Origin of the sequence: Leucobacter komagatae (genome assembly GCF_000834055.1) — a bacterium.
Lineage (GTDB): Bacteria > Actinomycetota > Actinomycetes > Actinomycetales > Microbacteriaceae > Leucobacter > Leucobacter komagatae_A.
Genome location: NZ_JXSQ01000019.1, coordinates 47,369 through 62,016 on the forward strand (window position 1 = coordinate 47,369; position 14,648 = coordinate 62,016).

General features: G+C 65.8%; 17 protein-coding genes. 4 read left to right on the forward strand and 13 right to left on the reverse strand.

Translation table 11 applies throughout. The annotated features are described in order from the left end of the window. From SD72_RS12410 to SD72_RS12420, 3 genes are read left to right on the forward strand one after another with little or no spacing between them, the layout of a single operon-like run. Nucleotides 1-1,179, forward strand: a complete 1,179-nt coding sequence (locus SD72_RS12410; protein ID WP_198141961.1) for a branched-chain amino acid ABC transporter permease — start codon at nucleotides 1-3, stop codon at nucleotides 1,177-1,179. Next, on the forward strand, nucleotides 1,176-2,003 hold the full coding sequence (locus SD72_RS12415) for an ABC transporter ATP-binding protein (RefSeq protein ID WP_084767190.1): 828 nt from the start codon (nucleotides 1,176-1,178) through the stop codon (nucleotides 2,001-2,003). The genes SD72_RS12410 and SD72_RS12415 overlap by 4 nt, the downstream gene beginning before the upstream one ends. After that, the gene (locus SD72_RS12420; RefSeq protein WP_042544781.1) at nucleotides 2,000-2,710 is read left to right on the forward strand and encodes an ABC transporter ATP-binding protein; all 711 of its coding nucleotides are present in this window, start codon (nucleotides 2,000-2,002) and stop codon (nucleotides 2,708-2,710) included. The genes SD72_RS12415 and SD72_RS12420 overlap by 4 nt, the downstream gene beginning before the upstream one ends. Nucleotides 2,711-2,800: 90 nt before the next feature. Here the strand turns inward: SD72_RS12420 and SD72_RS12425 are convergent, their stop codons facing one another. Further along, nucleotides 2,801-3,136 (reverse strand): hypothetical protein, encoded by a 336-nt coding sequence (locus SD72_RS12425; protein ID WP_198141962.1) that lies wholly within the window; start codon nucleotides 3,134-3,136, stop codon nucleotides 2,801-2,803. A 460-nt stretch (nucleotides 3,137-3,596) separates the two neighbouring features. Between SD72_RS12425 and SD72_RS12430 the strand changes: the two genes are divergently transcribed. Beyond that, complete coding sequence (locus tag SD72_RS12430) at nucleotides 3,597-4,142, forward strand: ClbS/DfsB family four-helix bundle protein (RefSeq protein WP_042544802.1); 546 nt, start codon at nucleotides 3,597-3,599, stop codon at nucleotides 4,140-4,142. A gap of 150 nt (nucleotides 4,143-4,292) precedes the next feature. Here SD72_RS12430 and SD72_RS12435 read toward each other — a convergent pair whose 3' ends face one another. The 12 genes from SD72_RS12435 to SD72_RS12490 form a co-directional block, all read right to left on the reverse strand. Next, complete coding sequence (locus tag SD72_RS12435) at nucleotides 4,293-4,715, reverse strand: hypothetical protein (protein WP_042544783.1); 423 nt, start codon at nucleotides 4,713-4,715, stop codon at nucleotides 4,293-4,295. 103 nt (nucleotides 4,716-4,818) lie between these two features. After that, complete coding sequence (locus SD72_RS12440) at nucleotides 4,819-4,989, reverse strand: hypothetical protein (protein ID WP_157000572.1); 171 nt, start codon at nucleotides 4,987-4,989, stop codon at nucleotides 4,819-4,821. Between the two features lie 175 nt (nucleotides 4,990-5,164). Then, the gene (locus tag SD72_RS12445) at nucleotides 5,165-6,700 is read right to left on the reverse strand and encodes a (2Fe-2S)-binding protein (protein ID WP_042544785.1); all 1,536 of its coding nucleotides are present in this window, start codon (nucleotides 6,698-6,700) and stop codon (nucleotides 5,165-5,167) included. Beyond that, nucleotides 6,697-7,035, reverse strand: coding sequence for a (2Fe-2S)-binding protein (locus tag SD72_RS12450; RefSeq protein WP_042544786.1), 339 nt, complete (start codon nucleotides 7,033-7,035; stop codon nucleotides 6,697-6,699). The genes SD72_RS12445 and SD72_RS12450 overlap by 4 nt, the downstream gene beginning before the upstream one ends. Next, on the reverse strand, nucleotides 7,032-8,234 hold the full coding sequence (locus SD72_RS12455; protein WP_042544787.1) for an NAD(P)/FAD-dependent oxidoreductase: 1,203 nt from the start codon (nucleotides 8,232-8,234) through the stop codon (nucleotides 7,032-7,034). The genes SD72_RS12450 and SD72_RS12455 overlap by 4 nt, the downstream gene beginning before the upstream one ends. Nucleotides 8,235-8,247: 13 nt before the next feature. After that, complete coding sequence (locus tag SD72_RS12460) at nucleotides 8,248-8,958, reverse strand: GntR family transcriptional regulator (RefSeq protein WP_042544788.1); 711 nt, start codon at nucleotides 8,956-8,958, stop codon at nucleotides 8,248-8,250. Nucleotides 8,959-8,975: 17 nt separating this feature from the next. Beyond that, nucleotides 8,976-9,965 (reverse strand): ornithine cyclodeaminase family protein, encoded by a 990-nt coding sequence (locus SD72_RS12465; protein WP_052492664.1) that lies wholly within the window; start codon nucleotides 9,963-9,965, stop codon nucleotides 8,976-8,978. Further along, nucleotides 9,962-10,969 carry a proline racemase family protein gene (locus tag SD72_RS12470; RefSeq protein ID WP_042544789.1) on the reverse strand — a complete coding sequence of 336 codons (1,008 nt, stop codon included), beginning with the start codon at nucleotides 10,967-10,969 and terminating at the stop codon, nucleotides 9,962-9,964. The genes SD72_RS12465 and SD72_RS12470 overlap by 4 nt, the downstream gene beginning before the upstream one ends. Before the next feature lie 132 nt (nucleotides 10,970-11,101). Next, nucleotides 11,102-12,007, reverse strand: a complete 906-nt coding sequence (locus SD72_RS12475) for a dihydrodipicolinate synthase family protein (RefSeq protein ID WP_042544790.1) — start codon at nucleotides 12,005-12,007, stop codon at nucleotides 11,102-11,104. Between the two features lie 133 nt (nucleotides 12,008-12,140). Further along, complete coding sequence (locus SD72_RS12480) at nucleotides 12,141-12,824, reverse strand: GntR family transcriptional regulator (RefSeq protein WP_198141963.1); 684 nt, start codon at nucleotides 12,822-12,824, stop codon at nucleotides 12,141-12,143. Nucleotides 12,825-13,092: 268 nt separating this feature from the next. Then, on the reverse strand, nucleotides 13,093-13,929 hold the full coding sequence (locus SD72_RS12485; protein ID WP_157000573.1) for a PH domain-containing protein: 837 nt from the start codon (nucleotides 13,927-13,929) through the stop codon (nucleotides 13,093-13,095). A 192-nt stretch (nucleotides 13,930-14,121) separates the two neighbouring features. After that, nucleotides 14,122-14,648: proline racemase family protein (locus tag SD72_RS12490; protein WP_042544793.1), on the reverse strand; the 527-nt coding region annotated here is incomplete at its 5' end.

Genomic DNA, 14,648 nt, shown 5'->3' on the forward strand with positions numbered 1-14,648 from the left:
ATGGCTAAAGCAACTACGCCGCGCCTCGTGGCGCCGAAGCCGTTCATCCAGCGGCCTGCCCCCATTGCCGGCTTGCTCGCCCCTGACCGCTTCATGAAGATCGTCGGCGCGGTGCTGTTCATCGCGGCGCTCGTGCTCCCGTTTATCTCCGCCACCCCCTACCTCATCTCGATTCTCACATCGGCGATGATCTACATCGTCCTCGCGATGGGCCTCAACGTCGTTGTCGGCTACGCAGGTCTCCTCGACCTCGGATACATCGCATTCATGGCGGTCGGCGCCTACACGAGCGGCATCCTCACGACGCAGTTCGGGCTCTCGATGCTTGAGACGATCCCGTTCGTCGTCATCGCCTGCATCATCGCCGGAATCGTCATTGGCGGGCCAACGCTCCGCCTGCGCTCCGACTATCTCGCGATCGTCACCCTCGGCTTCGGAGAGATCATCCGAATTACCGCGAACAACCTGAAGATCACCGGCGGCCCCTCTGGCATCCACGGGATCCCAAGCTGGTCGTTCTTTGGCTGGTCCTTCGACGACGGCCTCGATATCGGCGGCGTACACTTCGGGCCGAAGATCCTGTTTTACTACTTCGTGCTCATCGTCGGTATCGGCCTCGCCGTCGTCGCCGTCGCAAGGCTCGGCCGCGGCAAGCTCGGCCGCGCATGGAAGTCGGTCCGCGACGACGAAGACGTGAGCGAGGCGATGGGAATCAACGGCTACACCACCAAGCTCGCCGCCTACATCATCGGCGCAGTCTGGGGCGGCTTCGCCGGTACGCTCATGGCCGGCCACCTGTCGGCAATTTCGCCGAACAGCTTCGAGTTCTTGTATTCGGCGCTCGTGCTCATGGCGGTCGTGCTCGGCGGCATGGGCTCGACGCCGGGTGTCATCATCGGCGCGCTGTTCGTTTCGCTCGCCCCCGAGTTCCTCCGCGAATTCTCAGAGTGGCGATTCCTGCTGTTCGGTGTGCTGCTTGTCGTCGCGATGATCTTCAGGCCGCAGGGCATCTGGCCAGCGAACGCCGTGTTGCCGTTCCTCAAAAAACGCGAGATTCCCGAAATCCCACCAACAGTGGCTGTTGGGGTTGTCGGCGTCGACGCCGACTACGACGGAGAGGTGCACGACGGCGCAGACCATGCGACCGAGCGGGCCGAAGACGAGGAGGGGAAGCGATGAGCGCCACGGAGAGCCCAACAGTTGCCGCGGGAAGCAGCACAGCACCCGCAGACTCGCGGCCAGTGCTCCTTGAAGTGCAGGGCCTCGCGGTCTCGTTCGGCGGGATCAAGGCCGTCGCCGGCCTGAGCTTCTCGGTGCACGAGGGCGAAATCGTGTCGGTGATCGGGCCCAACGGTGCGGGGAAAACGAGTGCGTTCAACTGCATCTCGGGCTTCTACCGCCCCAACGAGGGCACGGTTGTCTTTGACGGCGAACCTGTCACACGCCGCAAGCCCTCCTACATCACCACGCGCGGGATGGCGCGCACGTTCCAGAACGTGCGCCTCTTCTCAGACATGACGGTGTTGGAAAACGTGAAGACGGGTATGCATTCGCACCTCGGCCAGAACGTGTTCGATGCGATGCTGCACACTCCCCGCTACAAGCGCAGCGAGGCGCAGTGCACGGAGGACGCCCGCGGGTGGCTCGACTTCGTCGGTTTCCGGGCTGACGACGAACTGCTCGTCACGCAGCTCCCGTACGGTGAGCAGCGGCGGGTTGAGATCGCCCGAGCGCTTGCGACGCAGCCGAAGCTGCTCCTCCTCGACGAGCCTGGCGCCGGTCTGAACCACAACGAAAAGAACGAGCTCATGGGGCTCATTCGCAAGATCCGCGACCTAGGCGTGAGCATCGTGCTCATCGAGCACGACATGGGGCTCGTGATGGAGATCTCGGAACGCGTCGTCGTGTTGAACTACGGAAAAGAGATCGCAGACGGGACACCGGAGCAGGTCAAGAATAATCCTGTGGTTATCGCCGCCTACCTCGGAGAGGAAGAGGAATGAGCAAGCTCGTACTCGAAAACGTTGAGCTCTACTACAACCGTGTGCACGCGCTCCGCGAGCTGAGTCTCGAAGTGAACGAGGGCGAGATCGTCTCGCTGCTCGGAAACAACGGCGCAGGGAAGACATCGACGCTGTCGATGCTCTCGGGGCTTGTCCGTGCGAAAAGCGGCAGGGTCACCTGGGGCGACATGGACCTCACGAAGCTGCAGCCGTGGGACATGGTGGGGGCCGGACTCTTGCACATCCCCGAGGGGCGCCGCATATTCTCGACGCTGTCTGTGCACGAGAATCTCCTGCTCGGTGGGTACCTGGTGAAGGACCAGAAGCTCATCGCGGCTCGCGCAGATCACGCGTACGAACTCATGCCTCGACTCGCAGAGCGACGCGACCAGCAGGGTGGCACGCTCTCGGGCGGCGAGCAGCAAATGCTCGCGCTCGGGCGTGCGCTTGTTGGCGGGCCGAAGCTGCTGCTGCTCGACGAGCCCTCGATGGGCCTCGCACCCCTCATCGTGAAGCAGGTCATGGAGATCATTCGCGAGGTCAACAAAGCGGGGACGACGGTGCTGCTCGTTGAGCAGAATGCGAAGGCCGCGCTGAAGATCGCCGACCGGGCATATGTGCTCGAGTCGGGCCGGGTGACCCTGCAGGGGCCCGCCTCGGAGCTCGCGGAGGATCCGCGCGTCATCGAGGCATACCTGGGCGCGTAACCCAGCGAACGCCGCCGAGGAGCAGCACGCCGCCCTGCGAGACCGAATGTTTCGTGGGGCGGCGTCACGCTGCCAGGTCGCAGACCCGACTCACCAGAGGCGCCATCTGAGCTGCACACTGGCGCCTCCACCGTCGGTACTCGCGTTCGGCGCCGCGGGTGCGCTCGCGTTGATATCGACAACCTCGACGACGCAGAACGCCCCAATGCGCGACCTGTCACCGACCGAAAGCGCACCCGTCTCGGTGCCGAGCAGACGGACCGAACCGTCAGATGAGGCCGCAACCCCGACCCGTGTCCCGCACACCTGAGCCTCGGAACCCGCGCCTACGGTGCGGCCGATGCCGATCACTCCGAACACCAGCAGCGCTGCGATCATAGCGACGCCCGAGATGACCGCGATCATGCTGCCGACAGTTATTCGCATGGTCACCCCGTCTCTCGTCACAGGAACGCGCTCGTGCCAGCTCGCATCGATCCTCGCACACCGAGCGGCCGCGGGCGCAACGAACGCTGCACCTGGCTTGCGGTGGGATCACGTCGCGTCCCGAGACCCACTTCCGCCAGCCGACCGCGCCGGTGTCGACCCAGCACCGAAACGGCCAGCGCCCGCCAAATACGAGGCAGACCTCGGGCGAAACGGGCATCGTGAGTATCTTGATGTGACCATGATTCTGCTCATCGGCGGAATGCGTCTCTCCAATACCCAGGCCTGTAGCGCGCTCGTTCCGATTCTGGCGCTGGCGTGCGAGATGCACAGATGCCTGGCGGGGGATGACCGGTGCCTGCGACAGGGCCGTCGCAGTACCCACGGGCGCTCTGCCGGGTCATCCATAGAATTGCTACAGCAATGATCGTTCATCTGTCGACCGAAGGAGGCCGTGGCCGTGACGAGACCAACAACGCGCGTAGAGCTCCTGGACGCCGCTGGCGCCCGCTATGCAGTCCTGACCGAACTCATCGCCGGCATGACGCCGGACGAGCGCACGTCACCGCTGCGATTCGGCCCTGCGTTCTCAAAGCCCGAAGCTCACTGGCAGCGTGACCGGAACCTGCGCGACGTGTTGGTGCATCTCGCTTCTTGGCATGGCCTGCTGCTCGACTGGGTTTCGGCCAATGAACGCGGTGAAGCCGTGCCCTTTCTCCCGGCACCCTATTCTTGGCGCAACTATGCGGGCATGAACGTGGAATTCCGTGACTCGCATGTCGACACGACACTTGCTGAGGCCCTGGCGGCGCTCGATAACAGTCACGCCTCGGTGCTCGACCTCATCGCTAGATACACGGACGTCGAGCTGTTCGAGAAGCAACACTTTTCGTGGACAGGCACCACCTCACTTGGCGCGTACTGTGTCTCAGCAACTTCGAGTCACTACGACTGGGCCTGCAAGAAGCTGCGCCTTGCCATCCGCGCTGCTCGTTCGAACCCGTGACAATGGGCCGCCGAATCCCAATGAACGCTTCCAATTGATCGGTATCAAGCCAAGAAAGCCCGGGAGACTCCGCAATGGTGCCGGCACACAGGGTTGGCAACCGCGTTCAAAGCGTTAGTGCTGCCGCGTCTGGAACGGATCACGACGCTGTCAGCTCTCTCCAATGCTGCTGTCGCAGTTCACCCACCCGGCATCGTTAAATTTGGTGGTGTCGAGCTCACCATCGACATAGACCGAGCATCTGAGGTCTCCACTATTGGCGGTTCCCTGGGGCATCGAAACACTGAACTGCAAAGAACTTGGCGCTGACTCAAACTCTGCGGCGAAGTTCTTACTTGCATGCTCTTCCACCGAGATTTGATTGCCTTCAGCGGTGATGTACCGGTAAATGACTTTGAAATCGGTCGACGACTGGACACGAAGCTCGACCTGATGCATTACGGGTCTCTTCGTGAACCACCCGCTCCCAGTCATCGCCATGACGGCAACGATGATACCGAGTGCTGCGACAACCACAGTCGCAACAACGAGCGCGACTTTGGGTCGGCGACGTGGCGCAACAGCTTCGGTCAACTCGAAGTCCTCTCGTGGGTGCCAGTGTGAGGCGAGCCTATCGCGTAGATCCGTGTCATTCGCGAGGGATTTGGGCGCGGCACCGCTCCCATTGAGGGCTTCCCTAGCGGCAGAGGATCAGCGGCACGACCCTGGACGCGTCGAGCAGTGCTCGTGCCGGGGCGACGAACGCGCACAACACCACGGGCACTGCGTAAAACGTCGAGAGCACGACCTGCCCGGTGGTCGCATACACTGCAACCTGCACGATCGCGGCGACAGTAAAAGGCTGCAAGAATCCGCCGGAGAACGGCAAATGCCGTGCGCCAACTGGCTCGGCCGATGGTCTCAGGGGTTGCGAGCCCCCTATGAGCGGTCTCCCGAAGAGCGCAGCGGGAACGAGCACCAATACTGCGGCTGCGACCGTGAGACCCAGGCTTACCGCCGAGTGTTCCGGCTATCCCAGCCCACTAAAGCCCTGGGCCCTCCCCAAGCTCCCGCAGCGCGCTCAGCGGCAGCGGCTGGGCGAGGGGGCGCTTCGCAGACTGCGCGAGCGAGGCCGCGGCGTCGCGCGCTGCGGGGGCGGGATCGCTGCCAACCCGGCCAGCTCCCGCCGACAGGCACGACACGGCGAACCCGCAGACACGCCCCTGACACCAGCCCATGCCTGCGCGGGTGAGGCCCTTCTCGGTGCGGAGGTCGTGCGCAGCGAGGCTGTCGTGCGCGTGTCCAAGCTCGCCAGCGCTGACTTCCTCGCAGCGACAGACCGTGGTGTCCGGGGTGAGGCGGTCCGCCCAGCCAGCCGGGACGGGGTGCGCGAGGTGCATAGCTTCAGCAAACGAGCGATTCCGGGCGAGTGCTCGTCGTTCAGCGCCCGTGAGGGCGGTAGCGCTCCCCAGAGCGTCGGCTGCGGCTGCGCGACCGGCGATCTCGCCCTCGAGCACCGACAGTGGTGCGCCTCCAACGCCAGTGACCTCTCCGGCAAGGAAGAGCCCAGGGGTCGACGCGCGGCCGACCTCGTCCACGACACCAACGAGCGAACCGTCGACGTCGACGCGTGTCTGCACGCCGAGTTGCACGGGGAGTTCGAGTTGCGGAGTGAAGCCCCACCCGAGGCCGACGCCATCGATACCGAGGATTTCACGTTCGCTGCCCGCAATGAGCTCCCCGCTGTCGCGGATCTTCGCTGTGCGCACACCGGCTACCGTGTCCTCGCCGAGGATTTCGGTAATCACCGTGCGGATCCTGTAGGGGACCCTGTGCCTGATGAAGGCGGCAACATACCCTGCTCCCTCGATTGCCTTTGACGGCACGCCGGCGGCACGGTGAGCACGCGGCAGCCAGGCCATGAGCGAAGCGGACTCGAGCACAGCCGCGACCGAGCCGCCTGCCTGGGTGATGTTTGCCGCGACGGGAAGGAGGAACGGGCCGGTTCCGGCGATGACAAAACGCTTGCCTGGGAGCATGCCGTTCTGCTTCACGAATGCTTGAATGCCGCCTGCAGCCATGACGCCGGGAAGCTGCCAGCCGGGAATCGGCAGCTGTCGGTCGTAGCCGCCGGTTGCGAGGACGAGTGTCGCCGAGCGGATCCCAGGCACTGGGCTGTGCCCACCGCCGTGGGCGGGTGCGAGTTCGAGCGCGAACGCGGGGGCCGCAGCCTCTGGCGACGCCTGTGCGGGAAGCGCGCGCGCCATCCACACCGAGGTTGCCGGGAAATAGCTGATTGTGCCCGCGGTCACGCCCGCGTCGAAGCGTGCCCGGAGGGCGAGGTACTCGCCCCAACCATGGTGGAACTCTCCGCTGTCACGCACCCCAGCTGCCTCTGAGCGGTGCCGCCAGTACTGGCCGCCAGGCTGTTCAGCTGAATCGATGACAGCGACGCGTGCGCCACCCGCGGCGGCCGCGGCGGCTGCGGCCAGACCGGCCGGCCCCGCCCCCACGACGGCGACGTCGAACTTGGGTGCGGCTCCCACTTGGCGAAGACCCGCTGCAGTGTCGTTACTCATGCCTCGTCGCCCTCGCCGGCTGAGAGCACTGAAGCTTCTCCGCTGTGATCGCCTGCGCCTGGCCCGGTCGCTCGCCGCACGTCCATGCCATCGGCGAGCGGGATCATGCACGCGCGCTGGCCCGATTCGCCATCGATCTCTACGAGGCAGTCGAAGCACACGCCGATCCCGCAGAAGAGACCGCGGCTCGCGCCACTGCGGGTCTCGCGCCAGGCGTTCTTGCCTGTTGCGATGAGTGCCGCGGCAACGCTCGCCCCGGGCGCGCAGGTCAGCGGCTCTCCTTCGAAACTCGCTTGGACCTTGCCGCCTGGTGACGGCTCCTTATTTGTGCTCACGCGGAGGCCTCCGTTTCGACCTGGGTGGGGGTGCCGTGCTCATGGTCGCCGTATCCCGGTTCGTCGAAACGCTCCGGTCGAAATTCCGTCAGCGGCATATCTGGATGGAGTCCGGCGAGTGCCTGGCCGAGCAGCTTGCCGGTGCCGACGGAGAGGCCGATGCCGGCGCCCTCGTGGCCGGCCGCGTGCCAGAGCCCCGGTGCCCGGGGGTCGTGCCCGATGACGGGCAGGTGGTCTGGGCAGAACGGCCGAAAGCCGTGGTAGTGCCTGAGAATGCGGGTGCGCTCGAGAAACGGAAAAAGCTCGATGGCGTTCGCCGCGATCTGGCGCAGCGCGTCTGTCGACACGGTGCTGTCGAAGCCGATGCGCTCGCGGCTCGAGCCGATGAGAATGGTGCCGGCGGGCGTACCCTCGACAACGGGCGATGATTGGAGGGATGCGTCGCCCGAGCCCACGTTGTCTATGTACTCGGCGGCATACACCTTGTGGTGCACCATCGGGGGGAGTGGCTCTGTGACGAGCACGAAGCCGCGACGCGGGTTCACTGGCACATTGACGCCCGCAAGTGCCGCGATCTCGGGCGCCCATGTTCCCGCGGCGTTCACTACATGCTCCGCGGAGAATTCACCCTGTGGGGTGCGCACGCCGGTCACGCGATCGCCGTCGCGCAGCAACCCGGTCACCGGCGCGTTCACGACGAGGTTTGCGCCCCGATCGCGTGCGAGCCGGAGCAGGTGGGAGGCAGCGAGGATGGGTTGTACCTGACTGTCCTCCGGATAGAACGCGGCACCGAGCGCCTGGTCGGTGACGTTGGGCTCGAGTGCGCGGAGGGCTGCAACGTCGAGCGGCTCGGCGACGATGCCGTGGGAGCGCTGGGAGGTGGTGACGCGATCGAGCGAGGCGAGACTTGTTTCATGTGAAGCAACGATGATGCCGCCCTTCGCCTCGAACTCCCAGAGGTGGCCGAACTCGGCGAGCTCACCCTTCCAGACATCGAGGGAGTAGCGCATGAGTTCAAGCTCGGGTCCGAGCTCCTTGTCGGAGACGAGGATGTTGCCCTCGCACCGAGACGTTGTGCCGCTCGCGGGAAGCCCGCGCTCGACCACAGTGACCGACAGGCCGTTTAGCGTCGCGAAATAGGCGGTGGCTGCGCCAATGATGCCCGCGCCAATGATGATGACGTCTGTGCGGCCTGTCATGCTGGGCTTCCTGTCATTCGTTGGTGCCTGCTGCCTCGGGGTGTTCGTCGGTGCCGGTTGCCCACACGGTGCGCGCGTGGCCGATGTGCTCGCGCATGAGCCGTTCGGCGCCTGCGCCGTCGCCCGCGCGCAGCATGCGGATGAGTTCGTGGTGTTCGTGTGCCGACGGGCTCAGTCGCCCCGTTTCGGCGAGTGCCTTCAGGCCGTAGAGGCGGGTGCGGACGCGCAGCGAGGTGGCGAGTTCGGTGAGCTGCGGGTTGTCGATGTGCGAGAGCACGAAGTGGTGAAACTCGCGGTCGTAGCGCAGGTACTCCTGCAGATCCTCGGTCTCCGCGGCCACGAGGCAGGCGTCTGCCATGCGTTCAAGCTCTTCGAAGCCCTCCTCGGAGATGCGGCCTACAGCGGCCGGCATCGACGGCGGTTCGATGAGCATGCGGATCGCGGCGAGGTCGTCAAGCTCCTTGTCGGTCATCGCCGTGATGCGGAAGCCCTTGTTCTTGATCGTTTCGACGAGGCCCTCACGCGCAAGATCCATCATCGCCTCGCGCACGGGCGTCGCTGACACACCGAGCGCCTGCCCGAGGGTCGGGGCCGACACGAGTGCGCCCTCAGCAATTTCGCCGGTGATGATCGCGGTGCGCAACTGCTCAAGAACAGATTCGCGCAGGTTTAAGGGCCGCTTGAGCGGGGTCAGGCGGCGTTCGGGCGTTGACTGAGGGGACATTTGGGCTCCTACGGTGGCTATGGGTGCGTGCGCGCCGTGTACACAGCGCTCGCACACACAAGATCCTCCCACGACATACCTACGCCGGTATAGAACGCCGGTCTGTCGGATGTGCGGGTGAAATTGCCGAGCACGAGGTCTTGGAGGTTTGCCGGTGGCGCCGACTCCCATGCGGCATCGTCGTAAGTCGTTGCGAGGTTGCCGTTTTCGCGCCTCGCGGATCCGCGCCCCTCGACGACCACGTCTGCCCGACGCACGAGGGCATCATCAACCTCGCGCGCGTCGAGTCCGTGGGTTCCCGTCGCCGCGACGATGGCGTTCGCGCCGACGAGGCTTCCATCAAACACGGGGCTGGTCGACGTCGTGGTGAGGATGATGATGTCGGCTGCGGAGACCGCCCCATCATGGTCGGCTGGTGCGACGACGGAAACGCCCGCGGTCGCCGCGCGTGCCCCGAGCTCTGCAATCATTGCGGCGACGCGCTCGGGCCGCCTGCCAATGACCTCGAAGGTGGCGTCTGGGAAGTCGACGAGGGCGGCACGAATGTGCTCGATTGCCTGTGTGCCGGCGCCGAACACGAGGATGCGCGGGTCGGTGCCAAGCTCGGCGCCAGCCGGTGCGAGCCGGGCGAGGTGGCGCACCGCGGTGAGGGTAACGGAAGGGGTGCGGATCGCCGTGAGGCACGACCCCTCCATCACCGCGATTGGCGCGAGCGTGTCGGACGAGTAGAGCAGGTAGAGGCCCTGGATCTTCTCGAGCCCGCGCTCGGGGTTCTCAGGCGCGATCGTGAGGGCCTTCACTCCGCTGAAGGTGCCGCTCTGGGCGGGCATGAGCAGGAACTCACCGTTCGGTGCGTCGGCGAACAGACGCGGCCCATCGCTCTCCGGTGAGAGCCCGTCACGGAGGGCGACCTCGAGCGCGTTGATGGCGGTCTCGAAGCTGAGCAGCTCGCGCACTTCGTCGGCCGAGAAGAACTCGACGCTCTGCGCCGCGGGGGTGGAGGTCACAGCAGGAATCCCTTCGGGAACGGGTCGCTCGGGTCGAGCATGTACTGCGCGGTACCAGTGATCCACGCGCGGCCGGTGATTTTCGGTATGACCGCGGGGCGGCCGGCGACGATCGTCTCTTCGACGAGGCGACCGACGAAGCGTGAGCCGATGTACGACTCGTTGATGAAATCCTTGTGGAGCGGCAGCTCGCCGCGGGCGTGCAGCTGCGCCATGCGCGCGCTCGTGCCGGTGCCGCAGGGGGAGCGGTCGAACCAGCCGGGGTAGATCGCCATTGCGTGGCGGGAGCGTTCAGCGGTGGATCCGGGGGCCTGCAGATACACGTGGTGGCAGTCGCGAATGTCGGGCCGCTCGGGGTGCACGGGTGCGTCGGCGTCGTTGATCGCATCCATGATGGCGAGGCCGGCCTTGAGCAGCTCGTCTTTGTTTGAGCGGTCTTCGCGAAACTCAATGCCGAGCGACTCGAGCTCGACGATGGCGTAGAAATTGCCGCCGAAGGCGAGGTCGTAGGTGACGGTGCCGAGGCCGGGCACGTCGACGGTAGCGCCGAGCCGCTCGGAGTACGAGGGCACGTTCGTGATCGTCACGCTGTCGGCCTGGCCGTCGTTCACGGCGACCTCGGCGATGACGAGGCCAGCTGGGGTGTCGAGGCGGATCGTGGTGACGGGCTCGGTGACCTCGACCATGCCTGTCTCGACGAGCACGGTCGCGACGCCGATGGTGCCGTGGCCACACATGGGGAGGCAGCCGGAGACCTCGATGTAGAGGACACCCCAATCGCAGTCGGGGCGGGTAGCCGGCTGTAGGATCGCGCCGCTCATTGAGGCGTGGCCGCGCGGCTCGAACATGAGGAGTTCTCTGAGTTCGTCGTTGTGCTCCATGAACCAGGTGCGGCGCTCGGCCATCGTGTCGCCTGGGATCGTGCCGACGCCTCCCGTGATGACGCGGGTGGGCATGCCCTCGGTGTGCGAATCAACGGCGTGGAAGACGCGGGATGTGCGCATCGGCGGCCTTTCTGGAGAGAACTCTGAACGGATGGGGTGTTCGGGGCCCGGAAGTGAGGGGCGGATCCCCGAGACGGGAGTGGACCGTGCGGCCCGAAAGTCGCACGATCCACCCCGCTGGTACTGCGAACTCTACTTGCCGTAGCCCTTTTCGGCGGCCTCTCGGGTATCGGCGATGATCTTGTCTGCGATCTCCTTTGCGAGGGGCAGGCGCGGCGGGCGGCTCGGGCCACCGTACAGGCCGAGCACGTCCATCGAGAGCTTGATCGATTCGACGAACTCGGTCTTAGTGTCCCAGCGGAGCAGCTTGTGCAGGTCGCGGTAGATGACCTTTGCGCGCTCGAGATCGGCAACGTTGCCCGAAGTCGAGAGCTTGAACAGCTCGACGGTCGCCTGCGGGATCGCGTTCGGGTAGCCGGCAACCCAGCCGACTGCGCCGGCGATGCCGACCTCGAGCACTGAATCGTCGGTGCCGATGAGGATGTCCATCGTCGGAGCGAGCTCCTGGATTTCGTAGATGCGGCGCGGGTCGCCGGTGAACTCCTTGACGCCGACCATGTGGCCTGCCTCGTGGATCTCAGCGATGAGCGACGGGATCAGGTCAACCTTCGTGTCGAGCGGGTTGTTGTAGCCAACGATCGGCAGCCCTGCCTTGGCGACGGTCGCGTAGTGGTGCTTGACCTGCTCGTGGTTTGCGCGGAACGTGTTCGGCGGGAGCTGCATGACGCAGTCTGCGCCTGCCTCGGCCGCCTGCTCTGCCCAGCGGAGCGACTCCATTGCGCCGTACGCGCCGGTGCCGGCCATGACCGTGAATCCCTTGGGTGCTGCGTCGACAGCAACCTCTATGACCTTCGCGCGCTCTGCCTCGGTGAGATTCTGGTACTCGCCAAGTGAGCCGTTCGGGGCGATCCCGTCGCAGCCGTTGTCGGCAAGAAACTGGACGTGCTCTGCGAACTTGTCGTAGTCGACGGAGAGATCGTCTTTGAACTGCAGTGCCGACGCGACGATAACGCCGTGCCAGGGCTTCTTCTCAGCCATTGAGAGATTCCTTTCGGGAGGGGGAGTATCTGGGCCATTCGTAATGTGTGACATTGCACAGAGTACCCCGGGAGGGTGGCGCAGCGCAAGACGGGGCTATGGCCGCCGGGCTGCCGGCCCGCTGCCTCCCCGCCTACCGCACGAGGGGAGCGGCGCCGAGGTCGGGCGAGCTCCACCCGCTCCAGCGCAAATAGCGCAGGTGGTCGTGCATCAGCGCCTCGACGGCCGGGGCGTCGCCCGCGAGCAGCGCGTCGAGAATATCCCGGTGCTCCTGCGCCGTCGCGACGAGCTCACCGCGCACGGCGAGCTCGTAAATGCCGTACTGCCGCGTCTGGTCGCGCAGCGTGCCGACGATGTCGGTGAGCCGGGGGTTGTCGAGCAGCCGAAGCAGCCCGAGGTGAAACTCGTGATCGGCAGCGAAGAACGCGATGAGGTCGCCGGCCTCGGCGGCGACGAAGAACTTCTCGACGATCGCCGCGAAGTCGTCGGCCCGCGCCCGCACCCGCGGCGAGCCAGCAAGCCGCGCCATTGAGGGCACCTCGAGCATCGTGCGCAGGTCTGCGATGTTCTCGCGATCGGCGTCGCTGAGCGCGACGACCCTGAAGCCCTGCTTGCGCACGGGCTCCATGATGCCCTCGTTCACGAGGGTGAGCATCGCCTCGCGCACGGGGCCGTGCGACACCCCGAACTGGGTCGCGATCGCGGTCGCCGAGTAGATGAGGCCCGGCTTCAGCTCGCCCGCGATGAGGAGCGTGCGCAGCTCCGCGAGCGCCTGCTCGCGGAGCGTCATGGAGTGGACCCGCCGTTGTTCGATCACCGGGATCCTCCCCTCGCAGCTACGTGTTTGGAGAAACTCTATCTCGCGCGCCCCGGCTACCCGCTGAGCGCTGCCGCGCCGCCGCGCTGCCGCTCTGCGTCCCCCAGTGCCGCGCGCTACATATGACAGTTGTTGTCGCCATAGCTGCGGCGAAGCGACAACAACTGCCATATGTGGCCCGATGCGTGCCTAGATAGGTTGGCGCGGGGTGGGGTTGCTTCCTGGCTAGCCGAACCCGTGCCGGGGTCTGGGCGCTTTCGAGGCCCTTTCAACGGGTCTCCTGTGCCTCGCTGAAGTGGCTGATCGCCGCCGCGGGGTCGACGAGTCGCTCGCGCGCCCGGGGGTTGTCGCGGTAGTAGCGAATGAACGCGGCGACGGCGTTCGGGTCGGAGCCGAGCTCCGTCGCTTCGGCCAACAGCACGTCGCCGCTTGTGAGTTCGATCGCAAGGCAAGGCACGGCACGTGCTTTGGGAGTGGTGGCCACAACGGCAACTTGCATGCGAGCGTCAGCGATGTGGTGCCAGTTCACATCGACGGTCGTGAGCAACTGGGCAACGGTAACCCCGCCGGGAGCGACGGTGGCGCCGCGTCGCCCGAGTGCAGCTCGGCGCGTGCCCCGCCACATCATGACGGTCTGTATGAGAAACAGCAGGGCAAAGACCCACGCAGAACGCGGAATGACTGCGAAAGCCGCCCTGCCGTGGCTGACGAACCCGCTGGCTACCGTGTACGCGACAAACCCGGCTCCCGCAGCCATGATGAGCGTGAGGCTGAGACCCAGCGTGAGTGCAATGGCGGGAGACCTTGCGAATCGGGTCTGGCCGGGTGAATCAATGTAGCTCACGACACCGGGTGGGGCGACCCACCTCGATTGGAAACACAGCGAGATAGCGACACAAGTCAACGTGAGGGCAAAGACGAGAAATGTGCCGACCATGAACCTGGAGAAGTGCGCATAGCGCGGCACACACACGAATGCGGCGCTCGCCGCAAAGAGGGTCGCGGCGAGAACGTAACCTTGGGCCTTGAACTTCGTGGCGCGCTGCCCCCAGTCAGCGGTTGGGGGCAGCGCAGCAGCGCTCACGGCCACTCGAACGGCTCTCACCAAGACCTCGCCCTCACCCCCTCATCTGTTTCCCTGCGATACCCCCAGCCCCGAGCAATACATATGGCAGTTGTTGTCGCCACGGCTGCGGCGAAGCGACAACAACTGCCATATGCGACCCGGTGCGTGTCTGCATAGTTTGTCGCGGGTTCGGTTCGCTCCCAGGCTAGCCGAACCCGCGCCGGGGCGGGCTTAGCGCAGCGTGAACCCGGTGCCGAGCGCGTCGGCCGGGTCGAGCATGAAGCGGTGCTCGCCGGTCTGGTACGCGGTGCCGGTGACGAGCGGAATCACGGTCTGGGTGCCGTCGGGGCGCGCGGCGCCCGGCTCCCAGCGCGCGGCGAACTCGGTGTCGACGATCGATCGGTGCTCGAGCGTCTCGGTGGAGCCGAGGTCGCCGCTATCGGCGAGCAGCGCGACGCGGGCGCCGGTGCCCGAGCCGCAGGGGGAGCGATCCACCTCGCCGTCGGCGAACACGGTGATGTTGCGCTGCGCCGGGCCGCCGTCGTGCCTGCCGAGATCGTCCCAGAGAATCGTGCCGTACACGCCCGAGAGCCGCGGGTCGTCGGCGAACTGCGCCTCGGGCGACTCGTTGAGCGCCCACTTGATCTCGCGGCCGAGCGCAATGAGGTCGGTGTACTGCTCCGGCTCGACGGCCAGGCCGAGGTGTGCCGCGCGCACCGAGGCGTAGATCGCCCCCGAGTAGCTGAGGTCGACAACGA

Excerpts from the sequence above, each read along its gene's own strand:
- SD72_RS12410 (WP_198141961.1), top strand. The coding sequence starts at position 1 with ATGGCTAAAGCAACTACGCCGCGCCTCGTGGCGCCGAAGCCGTTCATC.
- SD72_RS12415 (WP_084767190.1), top strand. The coding sequence starts at position 1,176 with ATGAGCGCCACGGAGAGCCCAACAGTTGCCGCGGGAAGCAGCACAGCA.
- SD72_RS12420 (WP_042544781.1), top strand. The coding sequence starts at position 2,000 with ATGAGCAAGCTCGTACTCGAAAACGTTGAGCTCTACTACAACCGTGTG.
- SD72_RS12425 (WP_198141962.1), bottom strand. The coding sequence starts at position 3,136 with ATGCGAATAACTGTCGGCAGCATGATCGCGGTCATCTCGGGCGTCGCT.
- SD72_RS12445 (WP_042544785.1), bottom strand. The coding sequence starts at position 6,700 with ATGAGTAACGACACTGCAGCGGGTCTTCGCCAAGTGGGAGCCGCACCC.
- SD72_RS12455 (WP_042544787.1), bottom strand. The coding sequence starts at position 8,234 with ATGACAGGCCGCACAGACGTCATCATCATTGGCGCGGGCATCATTGGC.
- SD72_RS12460 (WP_042544788.1), bottom strand. The coding sequence starts at position 8,958 with ATGTCCCCTCAGTCAACGCCCGAACGCCGCCTGACCCCGCTCAAGCGG.
- SD72_RS12470 (WP_042544789.1), bottom strand. The coding sequence starts at position 10,969 with ATGCGCACATCCCGCGTCTTCCACGCCGTTGATTCGCACACCGAGGGC.
- SD72_RS12475 (WP_042544790.1), bottom strand. The coding sequence starts at position 12,007 with ATGGCTGAGAAGAAGCCCTGGCACGGCGTTATCGTCGCGTCGGCACTG.